Source organism: Janthinobacterium sp. KBS0711, assembly GCF_000988085.1.
GTDB classification, from domain to species: domain Bacteria; phylum Pseudomonadota; class Gammaproteobacteria; order Burkholderiales; family Burkholderiaceae_D; genus Janthinobacterium; species Janthinobacterium lividum_E.
Genome location: NZ_LBCO01000024.1, coordinates 1,058,350 through 1,074,815, shown reverse-complemented (window position 1 = coordinate 1,074,815; position 16,466 = coordinate 1,058,350). Strand labels below are relative to the sequence as shown.

17 protein-coding genes and 1 pseudogene are annotated in these 16,466 nt (G+C 62.5%); 9 read left to right on the top strand and 9 right to left on the bottom strand.

Annotation, left to right across the window (positions count from 1 at the left end; all coding sequences use genetic code 11):
- Nucleotides 1–686 (top strand): annotated as a pseudogene (locus VM94_RS29070) (MFS transporter); the annotation flags it as partial.
- A gap of 54 nt (nucleotides 687–740) precedes the next feature.
- Here the strand turns inward: VM94_RS29070 and bfr are convergent.
- A complete protein-coding gene (bfr, locus tag VM94_RS17450; protein WP_010401839.1) occupies nucleotides 741–1,217 on the bottom strand; it encodes a bacterioferritin in 477 nt (158 codons plus the stop codon).
- Nucleotides 1,218–1,639: 422 nt separating this feature from the next.
- Between bfr and VM94_RS17445 the strand changes: the two genes are divergently transcribed.
- Nucleotides 1,640–2,320, top strand: coding sequence for a Fe2+-dependent dioxygenase (locus VM94_RS17445; RefSeq protein ID WP_046684505.1), 681 nt, complete (start codon nucleotides 1,640–1,642; stop codon nucleotides 2,318–2,320).
- A gap of 214 nt (nucleotides 2,321–2,534) precedes the next feature.
- Here VM94_RS17445 and VM94_RS17440 read toward each other — a convergent pair whose 3' ends face one another.
- Nucleotides 2,535–3,236: an energy transducer TonB gene (locus VM94_RS17440; RefSeq protein ID WP_046684673.1), complete on the bottom strand. Its 702-nt coding sequence runs from the start codon at nucleotides 3,234–3,236 to the stop codon at nucleotides 2,535–2,537.
- A gap of 17 nt (nucleotides 3,237–3,253) precedes the next feature.
- The gene (locus tag VM94_RS17435) at nucleotides 3,254–3,469 is read right to left on the bottom strand and encodes a (2Fe-2S)-binding protein (protein WP_034745611.1); all 216 of its coding nucleotides are present in this window, start codon (nucleotides 3,467–3,469) and stop codon (nucleotides 3,254–3,256) included.
- Between the two features lie 413 nt (nucleotides 3,470–3,882).
- Between VM94_RS17435 and VM94_RS17430 the strand changes: the two genes are divergently transcribed.
- The 4 genes from VM94_RS17430 to VM94_RS28555 all read left to right on the top strand — a co-directional run bounded on the left by VM94_RS17430 (nucleotide 3,883) and on the right by VM94_RS28555 (nucleotide 6,582).
- Nucleotides 3,883–4,167, top strand: coding sequence for a FeoA family protein (locus tag VM94_RS17430; RefSeq protein WP_046684504.1), 285 nt, complete (start codon nucleotides 3,883–3,885; stop codon nucleotides 4,165–4,167).
- A gap of 2 nt (nucleotides 4,168–4,169) precedes the next feature.
- A complete protein-coding gene (feoB, locus tag VM94_RS17425; RefSeq protein ID WP_046684672.1) occupies nucleotides 4,170–6,071 on the top strand; it encodes a ferrous iron transporter B in 1,902 nt (633 codons plus the stop codon).
- A gap of 9 nt (nucleotides 6,072–6,080) precedes the next feature.
- Entirely contained in the window at nucleotides 6,081–6,356 is a 276-nt protein-coding gene (locus VM94_RS17420; RefSeq protein ID WP_046684503.1) for a hypothetical protein, read from the top strand.
- A 64-nt stretch (nucleotides 6,357–6,420) separates the two neighbouring features.
- Complete coding sequence (locus VM94_RS28555) at nucleotides 6,421–6,582, top strand: hypothetical protein (protein ID WP_157814699.1); 162 nt, start codon at nucleotides 6,421–6,423, stop codon at nucleotides 6,580–6,582.
- Between the two features lie 49 nt (nucleotides 6,583–6,631).
- Here the strand turns inward: VM94_RS28555 and nagZ are convergent, their stop codons facing one another.
- The 4 genes from nagZ to VM94_RS17400 all read right to left on the bottom strand — a co-directional run bounded on the left by nagZ (nucleotide 6,632) and on the right by VM94_RS17400 (nucleotide 12,125).
- A complete protein-coding gene (nagZ, locus tag VM94_RS17415; protein WP_046684502.1) occupies nucleotides 6,632–8,173 on the bottom strand; it encodes a beta-N-acetylhexosaminidase in 1,542 nt (513 codons plus the stop codon).
- 170 nt (nucleotides 8,174–8,343) lie between these two features.
- Nucleotides 8,344–9,954, bottom strand: coding sequence for an FMN-binding glutamate synthase family protein (locus tag VM94_RS17410; protein WP_046684501.1), 1,611 nt, complete (start codon nucleotides 9,952–9,954; stop codon nucleotides 8,344–8,346).
- Between the two features lie 103 nt (nucleotides 9,955–10,057).
- Nucleotides 10,058–11,071, bottom strand: coding sequence for a M48 family metallopeptidase (locus tag VM94_RS17405; RefSeq protein WP_046684500.1), 1,014 nt, complete (start codon nucleotides 11,069–11,071; stop codon nucleotides 10,058–10,060).
- Nucleotide 11,072: 1 nt separating this feature from the next.
- Entirely contained in the window at nucleotides 11,073–12,125 is a 1,053-nt protein-coding gene (locus VM94_RS17400; RefSeq protein ID WP_046684499.1) for a YjgN family protein, read from the bottom strand.
- 165 nt (nucleotides 12,126–12,290) lie between these two features.
- On the opposite strand from VM94_RS17400, the gene VM94_RS17395 reads away from it, so the two are divergent.
- The 3 genes from VM94_RS17395 (at nucleotide 12,291) to VM94_RS17385 (ending at nucleotide 14,507) form a co-directional block, all read left to right on the top strand.
- Entirely contained in the window at nucleotides 12,291–12,962 is a 672-nt protein-coding gene (locus VM94_RS17395; protein WP_046684498.1) for a glutathione S-transferase, read from the top strand.
- Nucleotides 12,963–13,178: 216 nt separating this feature from the next.
- On the top strand, nucleotides 13,179–13,952 hold the full coding sequence (locus VM94_RS17390; protein WP_034778849.1) for a 5'-3' exonuclease: 774 nt from the start codon (nucleotides 13,179–13,181) through the stop codon (nucleotides 13,950–13,952).
- A gap of 147 nt (nucleotides 13,953–14,099) precedes the next feature.
- Complete coding sequence (locus tag VM94_RS17385) at nucleotides 14,100–14,507, top strand: response regulator (RefSeq protein ID WP_046684671.1); 408 nt, start codon at nucleotides 14,100–14,102, stop codon at nucleotides 14,505–14,507.
- A 155-nt stretch (nucleotides 14,508–14,662) separates the two neighbouring features.
- On the opposite strand, the gene mnmA is transcribed toward VM94_RS17385, so the two are convergent.
- Both mnmA and VM94_RS17375 read right to left on the bottom strand, forming a co-directional pair.
- Nucleotides 14,663–15,778, bottom strand: a complete 1,116-nt coding sequence (mnmA, locus tag VM94_RS17380; protein WP_046684497.1) for a tRNA 2-thiouridine(34) synthase MnmA — start codon at nucleotides 15,776–15,778, stop codon at nucleotides 14,663–14,665.
- A 42-nt stretch (nucleotides 15,779–15,820) separates the two neighbouring features.
- Nucleotides 15,821–16,300 (bottom strand): NUDIX hydrolase, encoded by a 480-nt coding sequence (locus VM94_RS17375; RefSeq protein WP_034745637.1) that lies wholly within the window; start codon nucleotides 16,298–16,300, stop codon nucleotides 15,821–15,823.
- Nucleotides 16,301–16,466 lie beyond the last annotated feature (166 nt).

The window sequence follows — 16,466 nt, the reverse complement described above, 5'->3', positions numbered from 1 at the left end:
CCGAACTGGCGGCCATCCGCAGCCGCCCGCCGGGCTGGCGCCACACGCTGGCCGATATCGGCGCGGCCCTGCGCGACATGCCGCCGACGATGAAGCAGCTGGCCCTCGTCAACCTGTTCCAGTGGTACGCCATGTTCTGCTACTGGCAATACATCGCGCTGTCGCTGGCGGCGACCCTGTTTCACACGACGGACCCCGCGTCGCAAGGCTTTCGCGACGCGGCCCTGCTGAACGGGCAGGTGGGCGCCTTCTACAATTTCGTCGCCTTTGTCGCCGCCTTTGCGCTGGTGCCGTTCACGCGCCGCTTCGGTCCCAAGCGCATGCATAGCCTGTGCCTGTGCGCCGCCGGCGTGGGCATGCTGAGCATCCCGCTGATCCACAGCCCGGCGCTGCTGTTGCTGCCGATGCTGGGCGTGGGCCTGGCCTGGGCCAGCATCATGGGCAATCCCTACATCATGCTGGCCGGCTGCATTCCGCCAGAGCGCACGGGCGTCTACATGGGCATTTTTAACATGTTCATCGTCATCCCGATGATCATCCAGATCTTCACCTTGCCCCTGTATTACCGCAGCTGGCTGGGCGGCAATCCGGAGAACGTCATCCGCCTGGCCGGCGCCCTGCTGCTGTGCGCGGCGGTGGCCGTGCTGTTCGTCAAGCTGCGCCCGCCGCAGACCGGCAAGGCTTGACGGCAGGCGTAAAAAAACCGGCAAGCCTGCCGGTTTTTTGTTGGGTGCTGCAGATTATTCTTCCACGGCCATTTGGCTCTGGAGATAATTCTGGATGCCGACTTTGGCGATCAGGTCGATCTGCGTTTCGAGCCAGTCGATATGCTCTTCCGTGTCTTCCAGGATCATCAGGAACAGGTCGCGCGAGACGTAGTCGCCCGCTTTTTCGCTGATGGCGATGCCTTCCTTGACGGTGGCGTGCGCGGCGCGTTCCAGCTTCAAGTCGCATTCCAGCATTTCCGGCGTGTTCTCGCCGATCAGCAGCTTGTGTAGTGCTTGCAGGTTCGGCAGGCCGTCGAGCATCAGGATGCGGTCGATCAGCTTGTCGGCGTGTTTCATTTCGCCGATCGATTCTTCGTATTCCTTCTTGCCCAGCTTTTCCAGGCCCCAGTGCTTGTACATGCGCGCATGCAGGAAGTACTGGTTGATGGCCGACAGTTCGTTGGTGAGCTGTGCGTTGAGCATGCGGATGACTTCTTTATCGCCCTTCATGGGATTTCCTTTGTTCTGTGTCGCGTTCGATGATGAAACCGCAGGCTGCTGGCGTTCACTGCCGGGTGGCGTTGGCTGCCTGGTGGCGCGCAGGTTGCCGGTTTCGCTATGCCCGCATGATAGCGCAAAATGCCGGCGATTTCCGGTGCTAAACGGCATTTTTCCGTCTTTTTAACGTAAATATCGTGCGAATAAAACCCATTCTCAAGTGGATTGCCCACTTGCGCCGTTTTTTATTTGTTAAGGAAAATGAAGGCCATTCTCATTCGCGTTCCCGGCGCTGTTTTGCCGCTGCTGGCACGCGTGCATGGCCGCGCTGAAAAGGCGGGAAATGTTTGGTCGTTCTTGCTTTTGTATCTTCTTGGCCGCTGCCCGCGATGCGATAATCGGGCAGCGATATTTACGGAAAAAAGGATAGCAAGATGATGCTGCATATACCCGGCGTGCTGACGCCGGAACAGGTGACGCAGTTTCGCCAGCGCCTGGCGCAGACGGACTGGGTCGACGGACGCGCCAGCGTCGGGGCGCAAGGCGCGCAAGTCAAGCGCAACCGCCAGCTGGCCGAAGGTTCGCCGCTGGCGCTGGAGCTGGGCGAAATCGTCAGCCGCGCGCTGATGGCCAATCCGCTGTTCTTTGCCGCCGTGCTGCCGCTGCGCATCCTGCCGCCATTCTTCAACAGCTATGCGGGCGGCGAGCACTATGGCCTGCACATCGACGGCGCCATCCGCACGCCGAAAAACGGCATGCAGTCGATGCGCGCCGACGTCTCGTCGACCGTCTTCCTCAGCGAGCCGGACGAATACGAAGGCGGCGAGCTGGTGGTGGTGGACTCCTACGGCACGCATGAAGTGAAACTGCCGGCCGGCGACGTGATCGTGTACCCGTCGAGCAGCGTGCATCAGGTGCTGCCCGTCACCAGCGGCGAGCGTATCTGCTCCTTCCTGTGGACGCAAAGCATGGTGCGCGAGGACTGGAAACGCAGCATGCTGTTCGAGCTCGATCAGAACATCCAGAGCGTGCGCGCGGAGCATGGCGATTCACCGGCGACGGTGGGGCTGACGGGGCATTATCACAACCTGCTCAGAATGTGGGCGGAGATGTAAAAAGGGTCAGTCGCTGCGCGAGCGGAATGGGCCCCATTGGGGCCCATTCCCCCCTCGGGTCTGCCCCCCCCAAAAAAAAAGTCTGCCTGGCCCGGGGATGTAGGCTGGCAGACTGAAACAAGCAAATCGCTTGACTAAAACGGGCGCAAAAAAGCAAGCAGGGCACATGGTGCGGTGCTTGCGGGCTGGCAGCGGCGAAAGGGCCGCCGGAAGGCTAGCTCAGTTGGAAGGTCAGCGGTACTAAAACGTACACGGGTACGGGCTTGCCGTTTTCGATCATCGGCTTGAACAGCGCGCGCTGCGCGGCCTGGCGGCCCGCTTCATCGAGGTTGGTGTAGCCGGTCGATTTCTGGATCAGGATTTGCTCGGGCAAACCCTTTTCATTGATCAGGATGCGCAACACCACGGTGCCGCTTTCGCCCAGGCGGCGCGACAGATTCGGGTAGATCAGTTGCGGCGCCTTGATGTATTCGACGCTGCTGACGGTGCGCGGCGTCGACGGTGCCGGTGGCGTCGGCGACGGTGCTGCTGGCGCCGTTGGCGAGGCGGTGGCGACAGGCGCCGCTTCGGCGCGCGTCGGCTGCGGCGGCGTGATCGTCGGTTCGCTCGGCGCCACGGCGATCAGCGGCAGCGGCGGGATCACGGCGCGCGGCACGGGCGCGCTCAGTTCCACGGTTTTCGGTACGGACGGTGCCGGCGGTTTCGGCGGCGCCGGCGGGGCGATGATGCTGATGGTCGTGATGGTCGGCATGGCCGCCGTGACGACGCGGCTCAGCAGGCCGCTCTGGATGGCGTAAAAGCCGGCGATATGCAGGACGACGATGGCCATCAGCGGCGCGAATTTGCTGCGCTTCTTGTCGAAGTCGGCAAATTGCTGCACGGCCTGCACCGTTACGGGCGGGGGCATCATCGTCATGGCATTCATCGCTTTCTTTAGTTTGTCAGTACAGCTCGCATCAATACGGTTTCTTGCAGCGCCACGGTGGCGTTCAGGTGATCGTTCAGCACTTCCCGTGCGCAGGTGTGGCATTTGCCGCAGCAGGTGGCCACGCCCAGGTCGCGGCGCAGTTCGGCCATGCTGGACAGGCCAAGATCGACGGCTTGACGGATTTCACGATCAGATATGTTGTTGCAGACACATACAATCATTGATACACCTTCTGGCTGGAGGATGAACAGACACTAGTGCTTGGAAGCATTGTTGCTAGTGTTTTAATGAGAATCATTATCATTAAGTTTCATTGTCGCGCAAAGTGCGGGACAATGCAAGCGATTTTGATCAAGTGTGCGGCAGTTGGCGGCATGGCGCGGCGCCTCGATATGCCGTTTTTTCGGATGGCGCAGCCCTTGACGGGGGCGGCTCTCCGGGCTAAATAAAAACTATTCGCATTCATGTTTATAATGCTGGTATTGTCTCGGACGGTCACCGTCCGGACAGTTTGAAAGGCCGCTTGTCGGTAATGCGCAACAGTTGCGTTTTACCTCACAACATCCAGGTCAAAGGCGATGCGCCACGCGCAGCAGTCTGTCCCCGGTGTTCTTAATTTGAACGGAATTTGCTCATGACTCTAGTTCCACCCATGATGACGCTCGACGCGCTGGCAGTCGGCCAGAGCGGCACGGTGTTGCATATCACGCCCCACGCGGCAGGACAGACGGAGGACGGCGTCGACCTCGTCCGCCGCTTGATGGAGCTGGGATTCGTTCCCGGCGAACGCATCCGCATGCTCAAGCGCGGCATTCCCGGCGGCGATCCGCTGGCCGTCAAGGTGGGCAATGCCACGTTCGCGCTGCGCCGCTTCGAAGCGGCGCTGATTACGATTCAACCGCTGCTTCAACCGGAATGACCATGGGTGCTGTCGAAACAATCATCGATGCGGGCGTGCACAAGCCGCTGCATCAGCCACAAATTGCCTTGCTGGGCAATCCGAACTGCGGCAAGACCGCCCTGTTCAACCGTTTGACGGGCGCGCGCCAGAAAGTGGCGAACTACGCCGGCGTGACCATCGAGCGCAAGGAAGGCCATTTCACGTCGCCCGCCGGCAAGCCCGTGCGCGTGCTCGACCTGCCGGGCGCCTACAGCCTGTCGGCCACCACGCCCGATGAAGCCATCACGCGCGACGTGGTGGGCGGGCTGCGCCGCGGCGACCCGCGCCCGGACGCCATCATCTGCGTCGTCGACGCCACCAATTTGCGCCTGAACCTGCGCTTGGTGCTGGAAGTCAAGCGCCTGGGCCTGCCCATGCTGCTGGCGCTGAACATGACGGACGTGGCGCGCAAGCGCGGCATGCTGATCGACACGGCCAGGCTGTCGGCCGAACTGGGCATGCCCGTGGTGGAAACCATCGCGGTGCAGCACGATGGCGAAAAAGCCCTGCTTGACGCCATCGACGCCATGCTGCCGCTGCCGGTGGTGGAAGCGAAACCGCTGGCGGCCATCGATGCCGTCACCGTTGAAGAAACGCAGCGCGAAGTGCGCCGCATCTTGGCCGCCGTCAGCAACGACACGCGCGACAGCGGCAACCTGACGGAAAAGATCGACGACGTGGTGCTGCATCCCGTCTTCGGCCCCATCATCCTGGCCGTGCTGATGTTCCTGATTTTCCAGGCCGTGTTTGCCTGGGCCGCCACGCCGATGGAAATGATCACCGATGGCGTGGGCCACCTGGGCGCCGTGCTGACGGCGAACATGCCCGACGGTCACCTGAAAAGCTTGCTGGTGGAAGGCATCATCGGCGGCGTCGGCAGCGTGCTGGTCTTCCTGCCGCAAATCCTGATCCTGTTCTTCTTCATTCTGAGCCTGGAAGACTGCGGCTACCTGCCGCGCGCGGCCTTTTTGCTGGACCGCCTGATGGGCGGCGTGGGCCTGTCGGGCCGCGCCTTCATTCCGCTGCTGTCGAGCTTTGCCTGCGCCATTCCCGGCGTGATGGCGGCGCGCACCATCCAGAATCCGCGCGACCGCCTCGTCACCATCATGATCGCGCCGCTGATGACGTGTTCGGCGCGCCTGCCCGTGTATGCGCTGATCATCGCCGCCTTCATCCCCGAACGTCAGGTGTGGGGCTACCTGAGCCTGCAAGGCCTGGTGCTGTTCGTCCTGTACTTTGCCGGCATCATCTCGGCCATGGCCGTGGCCTGGGTCATGAAGCGCAGCATGGGCGTGCGCGGCAACCAGCCGCTGCTGCTGGAACTGCCTGCCTATCACTGGCCGCACCTGCGCAACCTGGCCGTCAGCCTGTGGGAGCGCGCGAAGATCTTCCTCACGCGCGTCGGTACCATCATCCTGAGCCTGATGATCATCCTGTGGTTCCTCAGCACCTTCCCCGGCCCGCCGGACAACGCGATCCATCCGCCGATTTATTACAGCCTGGCCGGCATCCTGGGCCGCGGCCTGGAAGTGATCTTCGCGCCGATCGGTTTCAACTGGCAGATCTGCATCGCGCTGGTGCCGGGCATGGCGGCGCGCGAAGTGGCCGTCGGCGCCCTGGGCACCGTGTACGCGCTGTCGCAAACGGGCGATGCGCTCGCTTCCACCCTGGAGCCGCTGATCGCCCATTCGTGGTCGATGGCCACGGCGCTGTCCCTGCTGGCCTGGTATGTGTTCGCGCCGCAGTGCCTGTCGACCCTCTCCGTCGTGAAACGCGAGACGGGCGGCTGGCGCTATCCGTTGCTGATGGCCGGCTACATGTTCGCCCTGGCGTATGCCGCCTCGTTCATCACATACCGCGTCGCCCTGATGCTGGGCGCTTAGGAGAAAATCATGTGGCAAACCCTCATCGTCGCCCTGATCGTCGCAGCCGCGCTGCTGCATTTTTCGACCAAGTACCTGCCGGCCGGCCTGCGCCGCGCCATCGTGCGTGGCCTCGTGCGCTGCGGCCTCGATGAGGCGAAGATGTCGACCTTCTTCAAGGTGGCGCCCGGTTGCGGCAGCGGCTGCGGTTCCTGCGGCTCCTGCGACAGCCCGCCGCCCCCGTCCGCCACGCCGCCGGCCGACGGCAGCAGCAAGCGCGTGATCCTGATGCAGGTGCAGCGCTGATTTCAGTGTAGTCACGGGCGCGCCCGTGGGCTACACTGGGCTTTCCGCATGGCAAGGAGTGGCAATGGCGATACTGTTGATCTTCATGTTTCTGTTTGCGGTCGCCACCTGGCTGCTGGCCAGCCGGCGCGGCCGCCACGGGGGACTCTGGTTCGGCATCGGCCTGTTCCTCGGACCGTTTGCCTTGCTGGCGGTGGCGGCGTTGCCGCCCGTTGCACCAAGCTGAATGAAAAAAACCCGCGCATGCGGGTTTTTTTACGTCTGTAGCGCTGCGCTTACGCTTTGCCGGCCAGCTTGTCGACCACCGGCACCAGCGCGGCCGGGCGGCAGCCGAAGGCGGCCAGGCGGCCTTGCGCGTCGGGCGCCAGATCCAGGTCGTAGGGCAGACGGCCCGCCACCAGCCACAGTTTATCCTGTGGCAGGGCGTCCACCAGGCGGCGCTGGCCGTCGACGAACATGGCGTTATACGTTTGCAGCACGATCTGCCGCGCGCCTTGCGCAAAGGCGATGGCCTCGTTGACTTCGTCGTCCAGCGCCTCGGCCGACAAGGCGTACTCGCGCACGTCCAGGCCCGCTTCGAGTAGCGCCGGCAGCATCGAGCTGCGCGCTTCCTTGTTGCGGCCCAGCGCCACTTCGTCGATTTCGCTGCGCGAGCGCACTTCCACCGTCAGCAGGACCACGGGCAGGCTGGCGTCGAGCGGGCGGTAGTCTCCCTGCACGCGCAAGGCCGCTTTTTGCAGCAGCTGCGACAGGGCCATGGCGGCCGGCTGCATCAGCGCCGGCGGATTGACCGGGCGCTTGCGCCAGTCGCGCACGGCGCGGTTGCGTTTGAGTTCAGCCACGCGCGCACAAGCCGCGTCGATGCGCGAGACCGCAATGTCGCCGCGCTCCACTGCGGCGAGGACGGCGTCGATGGCCGCCGTCTGCTGCGCTTCGCGGTGCGAGATGAGGACGATGTCGGCGCCAGCCTGCAAGGTGGCGATGGCGCCCTGGGCGATGCCGACGCCGTCGGCAATCGCCGCCATTTCCAGGCAATCGGTGATGACGACACCCTGGTATTTCAACTCGCCGCGCAGCAGGTCCGTCAGCACGCCTTTCGACAGGGTAGCCGGCACACTGGTATCGGCCTCGAAGGCGGGGAAGACCACGTGCGCCGTCATGATGGCATCCACGCCGCCGGCAATGGCCGCGCGGAAGGGCGCCAGTTCCACGGCGCGCAGGCGTTCCTTGTCGTGCGGGACTAGGGCCATGGCGTAATGCGTGTCGGTGGCCGTGTCACCGTGGCCGGGGAAGTGCTTGGCCGTGACGGCCACGCCGCTGGCGCGCTGGCCGCGCATGGCCGCCATGCCGTAGTCGATGACGGTGGCGGCATCCTCGCCATATGCGCGCACGCCGATGACGGGATTGTTGCGGTTGTTGTTTACGTCCAGCACGGGCGCGAGCAGCATATTGATGCCCACCTGACGCATTTCATCGCCGCTGATCTGGTTCATGCGTTCGCAGTCGTCGATGGAACCGGCCGCCTGGAAGGCCATCGCCGCGGGAATCGGGGTGACGCCCTGTTCGATGCGCATCACCATGCCGCCTTCCTGGTCGATGGAGATCAGCAGTGGAATGTCGGATACTTCCGCATTGATTTCCTGCAGTTCGCGGCACAGGGCCGACACTTGCGCGGGCGTGTGCACGTTGCGGCGGAACAGGATTACGCCGCCCACCTTCTTTTCGCGTATCAAGGTCTTGATATGCTCGTCCGCCTGCAGGGCATCGAAGCCCACCATGAATAGCTGTCCTACTTTTTCGCGCAAACCCTGCTCCATGCTGCCACTCCTCCGGTATTCATTCTGATGACGACAAGTCCGTATTCTGGCCCCTGGTGACGCATCTGGACAATCACCGGAAAAGCTGCCTTTTTTTGGTATTGTATTGGATTTGTATTTTTGCGCAAGTGGTTATTAAGTGGTATTGCTCCACTTGCACAATGCCCGCATCAGTCCAGGCGCTGGAACGAGGCCGATTGCGCCTTCGGCCAGTACAGGCCGAACACGGGCGGCAGTTGCGGCAGCTGGCTCGGGTCGAGCAGCTGGCCCGCTTCCAGGAAGGGCAGCAGGGCCGAGGCCAGTTTCACCTGGTTCGGCGAGATTCTGCGCACCAGGTGGTGCGGGCGCAGTTCCTGCGGATGCGCCAGGCCGGCTGCGGCGATCAGTTCGGCCAGCGCCTTCATGGTGTTCTGGTGGAAGTGCGCCACGCGGGCGATCTTGTCGGGCACCACCAGCGCGCGCTGGCGCTGCGGGTCTTGCGTGGCTACGCCCGTGGGGCAGCGGTCCGTGTGGCAGCTTTGCGACTGGATGCAGCCCAGCGCGAACATGAAGCCGCGCGCCGAATTGCACCAGTCGGCGCCCAGCGCCAGCAGGCGGGCGATGTCGAAGGCCGTGATGATCTTGCCCGAGCAGCCGATCTTGATCTTCGCGCGCAGGTTGGCGCCCACGAGCGTGTTATGCACGAGCACCAGCGCTTCCTGCAGCGGCGTGCCGACATGGTCCGTGAATTCCAGAGGCGCGGCGCCCGTGCCCCCTTCGCTGCCGTCGACGACGATGAAGTCGGGCGTGATGCCCGTTTCCAGCATGGCTTTCACGATGGCGAAGAATTCCCACGGATGGCCGATGGCCAGCTTGAAACCCGTCGGCTTGCCGCCGGAGAGCGTGCGCAGGCGGTCGATAAAGTGCAGCATTTCCAACGGCGTGGAAAAGGCGCTGTGCGCGGCCGGCGAGACGCAATCCTCGCCCACCATCACGCCGCGCGTGGTGGCGATCTCGATCGTCACTTTCGGGCCCGGCAGCACGCCGCCGTGGCCTGGTTTCGCGCCCTGCGACATCTTCAGCTCGATCATTTTCACCTGCTCCGAGCTGGCGTTGGCGATGAAGCGTTCTTCCGAAAACGTGCCGTCCTGGTTGCGGCAGCCGAAGTAGCCGGAACCGATTTCCCATACCAAGTCGCCGCCGTTTTCGCGGTGGTAGGGACTGATGCTGCCTTCGCCCGTGTCGTGCATGAAGCCGCCGCTGCGCGCGCCGCCGTTCAGGGCCAGGATGGCGTTGGCCGACAGGGCGCCAAAGCTCATCGCCGAAATATTGAAGACGCTGGCCGAATACGGTTTTGTGCGCGGGCAGTCCGGATGGTTGCCGATCTCGATGCGGAAGTCGTGGCCCGTGACCTTGGCGGGAGCGATGGAATGGTTGATCCATTCATAGCCTGCTTCATACACGTCGAGCTGGGTGCCGAACGGGCGCTTGTCCGTCTGTTCCTTGGCGCGCTGGTAGACGATGCTGCGCTGGCTGCGCGAAAACGGCGTCGCCTCGCTGTCGCTTTCCAGGAAATACTGGCGGATTTCGGGGCGGATGCTCTCGAAGAAAAAGCGGAAATGCGCGAGGATGGGGTAGTTGCGGCGCAGGGCGCGCTTCGTTTGCAGCAGGTCGCTGATGCCGACCAGGGTCAGCGCACCGGCCAGCACGGGCAGCCAGTAATGATCGTAGTAAAACAGGGACAGGACAAAGATGGCTGCCGTCGCAATGAAGGTCAGGTAGCGAAATGGTACTAGGTGCATGGGCACTCCGGTAAAGTCAGACTGGTAACTGTCGAGTCTACCTTCGATTCGCCGAACGTGCTGGAGGGAAAGAACGCGGCGCCCGCTGGACGCCGCGTGAGGGTTATCGCTGCGCTGCGCGGATGCGCTCGACCCGTTCAGTGCTGGCCGGATGGCTCGATAGGTAAGGCGTACCCTGGTCCAGCTTGCCCAAGGCGACAAACACTTGCGCCAGGTGTTCCAGCGCGATGCCGTTCTGGCGCAGCATGGCAATGGCGTAGTCGTCCGCTTCGCGCTCGACGTCGCGCGAATACTTCAAGTCCAGCAGCAGCGGCGGCAGGGTCGCCACCACGGTCGACACGTCGCCGAACAGCAGCGCCGCGCCGGCACCCACGGCTGAAGTCTGGATCAGGCGGCGCGTCAGGTGGCGCTGCTGCAGATGCCCCAGTTCATGCGCCAGCACGCCCATGATGGCGTCGTCGTCCGGCATCAGTGCCACCATTTCATCGGTCAGCACGATGTCGCCGGACGGCAGGGCGAACGCGTTCGGACCGATCTTGCTCTTGCGGAAAACGATGCGGTGCTCGGGCGTGCTGTCGCCGGGCGTGGCCAGGCGCGCGAACCGGGTGCGCAAGGCTTGCTGGCGCGCGCCAGCGAGCTTGCTTGCCTCAAACACGTGCTCGTCGAGGAAATCAAGCACACCCTGGCCCAGCTGGCGCTCGACGGACTGGGGAATCGCATACGCGACGCCCTTCGCCACCACGGGCAGCAGGTACTGATAGCTGAGCCACAGGGCCAGCACGGTGGCGACCGTGGCCAGCAGGGCGCCGCGCCAGCTTTGCTGCAGCCGCACCACCCAGCCGTCGCGGTGTCCCGTGTCGTGCAGCAGGCTGTTGAAGGCCGCCTGGTCGGCGATTTCCAGGTAGGCGCCATCAGTAAAACTGACCTTGCGCACGGCGTGGCTGCTGCGTTCGGACACGTGCAGCTCGCCCAGCGGGCAGCTGCGCTCGATGTCGCCGGCCAGCACGGCCACGCCATCGCGCACGCTGAGCGTGACGTGGTACAGGCGCGAGGTCTGGCCGTCGAAATAGCGCGCGGGCACGGGAGCCGCGCCCGGCGCTTGATGGTCGAGCGTCATGCTACAGCGACAGGTCGAAGTCCAGCAGGTCGACCATGCCTTCGCCCGTGGCAGACACTTGCTCTCCGGTGGCGGCGACAAAGGCATCCAGGCTGCCATGCACCAGCATCGAAGTCGCTTCCAGGCGGTATTTCAGCCAGCGCACCTGGGCGAATGGCGAAAACAGGCCCAGGGTGACGACGATGCCCAGCAGGTTGGTCAGCATGATGAAGGTGGTGCGGCCCCACGTCAGCTGCGACTGGAACTGGTGCTGCTGCAGGCGCGTGTGATTCCAGATCAGGTTCTGGATCATGGTCAGGAACAGCGGCAGCACGATAAAGGCCCAGGCATACAGGGCGGCCACGGCGCCGAAGATGCTGCCGGCCTTGGTGACATCGTTGGCATCGGTGGCAAACGTGGCGAAGACGCTGGCGAAGACGACAAAGATCAGGACGAGGAAACCGGCCAGCAGCAGGGCGAAGAACAGCAAATAGGTTTTGTAGAAGCTGCCGACCGAGGCGTCGAAGCTGAAGTTGCTGCTGCCGAAGCGGCTTTGCGTGTGCTGGAAGCGCTTCAGGCGCTGGTGCAGGAACGGCGTCATCAGGCCAGCCGTGAAGGTGTTCAGGATGGGCAGCCACAGGAAGTATTTGTAGGCTTGCTTGGCGCTGCCGTCAAAGCCGAAGCGGATGCCGCGGTAGCTGGTGTTGTACAGCTTGAATTGCAGGCTTTTCCAGACCAGCCATGGCAGCACGGCCATCATCAGCACGAGCATGACCAGGCCGACGATGGGCGAGACCTGAAAGGCGATGTTGTAGCCGCCGATCAATACCACGGCCGCGATGCGGCCCTTCAGGATGGCGACGGCATTGCCGTGGTATTCGAAGCTGCTGCCAGCCAGGTGGGTGCTGGAATAGAAATAGCGGTTGCGGCGCACCTTGGCCCAGGCGGAATAAATGCCCAAGGTGACGATGCTCAGCAGCAGGTTGACGATCCAGATACGGAAGTATTCGCTGCCCGTGGCGCTGAAGGTAATGGCTTCGCGCTGGGGCGTGGTGTTGTTGGTGTCGAAATCCACAGGGGGTTTCCTTACTTATTGGAAACAAAACAAGATAAGGGAATACTGAAAAGTTATCAATTGAAAATACTGTTTTTCGCAATTATTTTTGCCGATTCCCTTGCGCCGCCCCGATCCGGCCGTCCCGGCTATACTGGAACTCAACCATCGCCTAACGGGAAAACCATGATCGTCGTCCACCATCTGAACAATTCGCGCTCGCAGCGCGTACTCTGGCTGCTCGAGGAACTGGGCCTCGACTACGAGGTCAAGCGCTACCAGCGTGACCCGAAAACCATGCTGGCGCCCGCCTCGCTGAAGGCCGTCCATCCGCTGGGCAAGTCGCCCGTGATCACGGATGGCGCCAACACCATCGCCGAATCGGGCGCCATCATCGAGTACCTGGTCGAGCGCTACGGCAATGGCCGCTTGATCCCGGCGGCGGGCACGCCGGAGAAGCTGCGCTGGACCTACTGGCTGCATTTCGCGGAAGGCTCGGCCATGCCGCCGCTGCTGATGAAGCTGGTATTCGACAAGGTCGAATCGTCGCCGATGCCGTTTTTCGTCAAACCGATCGCGCGCGGCATCGCCAGCAAGGTCAAGAGCAGCTTCATCCTGCCCAATATCAACAGCCAGCTGGCCTATATGGAAGCGGAACTGGAGAACAGCAAATGGTTTGCCGGCAATGAATTCACGGCGGCGGACATCCAGATGAGCTTTCCGCTGGAAGCGGCCGCCATGCGCGGCGGACTCGATGAGCGCCAGCCGAAGCTGACGGCGTTCCTGCAGCGCATCCATGCGCGGCCTGCCTACCAGCGGGCGCTCGAACGGGGCGGGCCCTACGATTTCGCCAAATGAGAACGCCTAACCAAACCTACTGCGCGTCGCGACTTGCGGCCTGCGATGCTCACCGTACTTGAGTACGGTTGCGCTTCTTAGCCACAATTCACTTCCGCTCGCTACGGTTTTGTTAGGCGTTGTTACGCCGCGTAAAACCTGCCAAGCGGAATTCGCGGGGAATAGTGCTTGCTCCATACGGTAAAATGATCAATTCAATCAGTATCCATTTACCGCATGGCCAGACTCCTCGCTATCGACGGCTTGAATATCGTACGCCGCGTCTACGAAGCCAGTCCTGAACCCGATTCCGACCTGAAGGCGGAGATCGCGCTGCGCCATGCGCTGTCGTCGTTCCGCACCCTCATCAACGACCACGAGCCGACGCACATCCTGCCGGCCTTCGACTTTGGCGGCCCGACCTGGCGCCACGCCCTGTATGCCGGTTACCGCGAGGGCCGCCAGCCGATGCCGCAGGTGCTGCGCGATGCCTTGCCGGGCTTCTATGCCACGTTGGCCAGCTTCGGCATGCACGTGGTCAGCATTCCCGAGGTCGAGGCCGACGACGTGATCGGCACGGCCGTCATGCGCTGGCTGCACGAGGGGCGCGGCGCGGCCGTCATCGCCACCACCGACAAGGATTTGCATGGCTTGATCGCCCACGGCGCGCTGGTATGGGACCACTTCAAGGGCGTCTGGCACGACCACGCCTGGGTCGAGAAAAAGTTCGGCGTGCCGCCGGAACTGCTGCCCGACCTCTTGGCGCTGATGGGCGACGTCACCGACAGCATCCCCGGCGTATCGAAGATCGGCCTGAAGACGGGGGCGAAACTGTTGCGCGCCTACGGCAATATCGACGCCGTGATGGCCGGCGCGGGCATTTTGCCCGGTGCGCTGGGCGAAAGCCTGCGAAAAGAGCGGGAAATACTGTATCTTTCAAGAAAGTTAGTTGCGCTGAAAACGGATGTCACGTTGGGCGTCACCTGGAACAAGCTGGTGTGGGAAAAGTAGAGCGCCCCAAAAAAGCTCATGGCGTTGTTGCCTTGCCTCGTCGTACATTCGTACTGCCTTCGGCAACGCGCCTAGCCCTGAGCATTTTGATGGGCGCTCTCTGAGTGGAACTCGCAATAGAAAATCAAGCAAGGGAAGTAAATCATGATGTTAAAGACAGTCCTGATCGATAGCAGCGCCGTGGCGCGCGGCCTGCTGAACACGGTCCTGACCGATGGCGGCTACGATGTCTGCGGGCAGACGCATACGAGCGCGCTGGGGCTGGCGCTGCTGGTCAAGCACCATCCGCATTTCGTCTGCATCGCGCGCGAGCAGGTGGAAGACGGGACCAATGTGGTGCAAACCATCCGCGCCCAGTATCCGAAGACGCTCATTTTCATGGTCTCGGGCGGCATCGACGCCGCCTCGCTGCAGGCGGCCCTCGCCATGGGGGTGTCGGGTTTTATCGTGAAACCGTTCATGGCCGACACGGTCCTGAAAACCGTGCGCAATACGGTGATTGCCATGGTGCGCAAGCAGCAGCAGGCGCTTGCCGCCGCCGCGAAAGACACCTGATAAAATCTACTGCGCGTCGCGATTTGCGGCCGGCGATGCTCACTGTACTAAAGTACAGTTGCGCTTCTCGGCCACAACTCACTGCCGCTCGCTACGATTTTCTCAGGTGTTGTTATTGAGTTGGATTAGTAAAAATCAACTTAACCAAGCTAACTTTAGGCCAGGCCCGTCGCGCTGGCGATGATGCCGCCGCCGAGGCACACGTCGCCGTCGTACAGCACGGCCGACTGGCCTGGTGTGACGGCCCATTGCGCCTGGTCGAAGGCCAGGCCGAAGTGCTCATTCCCATCCGGCAGCAGCTGGCAAGCCACGTCGGCCTGGCGGTAGCGCGTCTTGGCGCTCAAGGCGCCCGCCTGCGGCGCCACACCCGCGACCCAGCTGGCCTGGTCGGCGCTCAAGGCGGGCGACAGCAGCCACGGGTGGTCATGGCCCTGCACCACCCACAGGGTATTGTTGGCGATATCCTTGCGCGCCACATACCAGGCGTCGCTGCTGCCGTCCGCGTTCTGGTACGACTTCACGCCGCCGATGCCGATGCCCTTGCGCTGGCCCAGGGTATAAAAACTCAGTCCCACGTGTTCGCCCACGGTCTTGCCATCGGCCGTTTTCATCTGCCCCGGCTTGTACGACAGGTAGCGGTTCAAGAATTCGCGGAACGGGCGCTCGCCGATAAAGCAGATGCCCGTCGAATCCTTCTTTTGCGCGTTCGGCAGCGCCAGTTTTTCGGCGATCTTGCGCACTTCCGTTTTCGGGATTTCACCCAAGGGGAACAAAGTCTTGGACAACTGCGCCTGGTTCAATCGATGCAGGAAATAGCTTTGATCCTTGCTGGCGTCGACGGCTTTCAGCAGTTCATAGCGGCCCGCATCGGTGGGCGCCTGGCGCACGCGCGCATAGTGGCCGGTGGCGATCAGGTCGGCGCCCAGGGTCATGGCGTGGTCGAGAAAGGCCTTGAACTTGATTTCGGCGTTGCACAGCACGTCCGGGTTCGGCGTGCGGCCGGCCTGGTATTCGCGCAGGAAATCGGCGAACACGCGGTCCTTGTATTCGGAGGCGAAATTGACGGCTTCGATGTCGACGCCGATGACATCGGCCACGCTGGCCGCGTCGATCCAGTCCTGGCGCGTGGAGCAGTATTCCGAATCGTCGTCATCTTCCCAGTTTTTCATGAACAGGCCGATGACTTCATAGCCTTGTTCCTTCAGCATCCATGCCGCGACCGAGGAATCGACCCCGCCGGACATGCCGATAACGACTTTCTTCTTGCTCATCTTGCTTTCCAGTGTACTTTAATAATATGGCAATGCGTATTGCTATGCGCTATTGAAAACGGACGCATGCGTGTGCAGCAGGGCCAGCGGCGCACGCCGGCCAGCCAGGTATTCGTCCACGCACTGCAGCACCAGCGGGCTGCGGTGGCGCTCTTGGCACGCGGCCAGCTCGTCGCGCGTCATCCACAGGGTGCGGATGATGCCCTCGTCCAGCGGACGGTCATGTTCGGCGCCGGCCGTGCCGCAAAAGGTGAAGCGCAAATAGGTCACGTCCTCGCCCGTGCGCAACGACTGATAGCGCGACATGTACATGCCGACCAGTGCCGTGGGGATGAAATCGTAGGCCGCTTCTTCCAGCGTTTCGCGGATCACCGCCTGTTCCAGCGACTCGAACGGGTCGAGGTGGCCGGCCGGTTGATTGATTTTGATGCCTTCGCTGGTCTCTTCTTCAATCAGTAAAAACAGGCCATCGCGCTCGACGATGGCGGCAACGGTGACAGAGGGTTTCCAGATTCTCGGCATGATTCCATCCTTGAAAGAGCCGACATTTTATCTTGTTCTGCGCGCGCGGTTTGAAGCCGGCCTTTTGTTGCGCGGACATATTGATAAATGACAACGTTTTAGCAAATAGCGGTGGGAGGTACTTACGTCTTTCCCGGGGAGCGCACTAGCATGGGGGCTTAGTCAG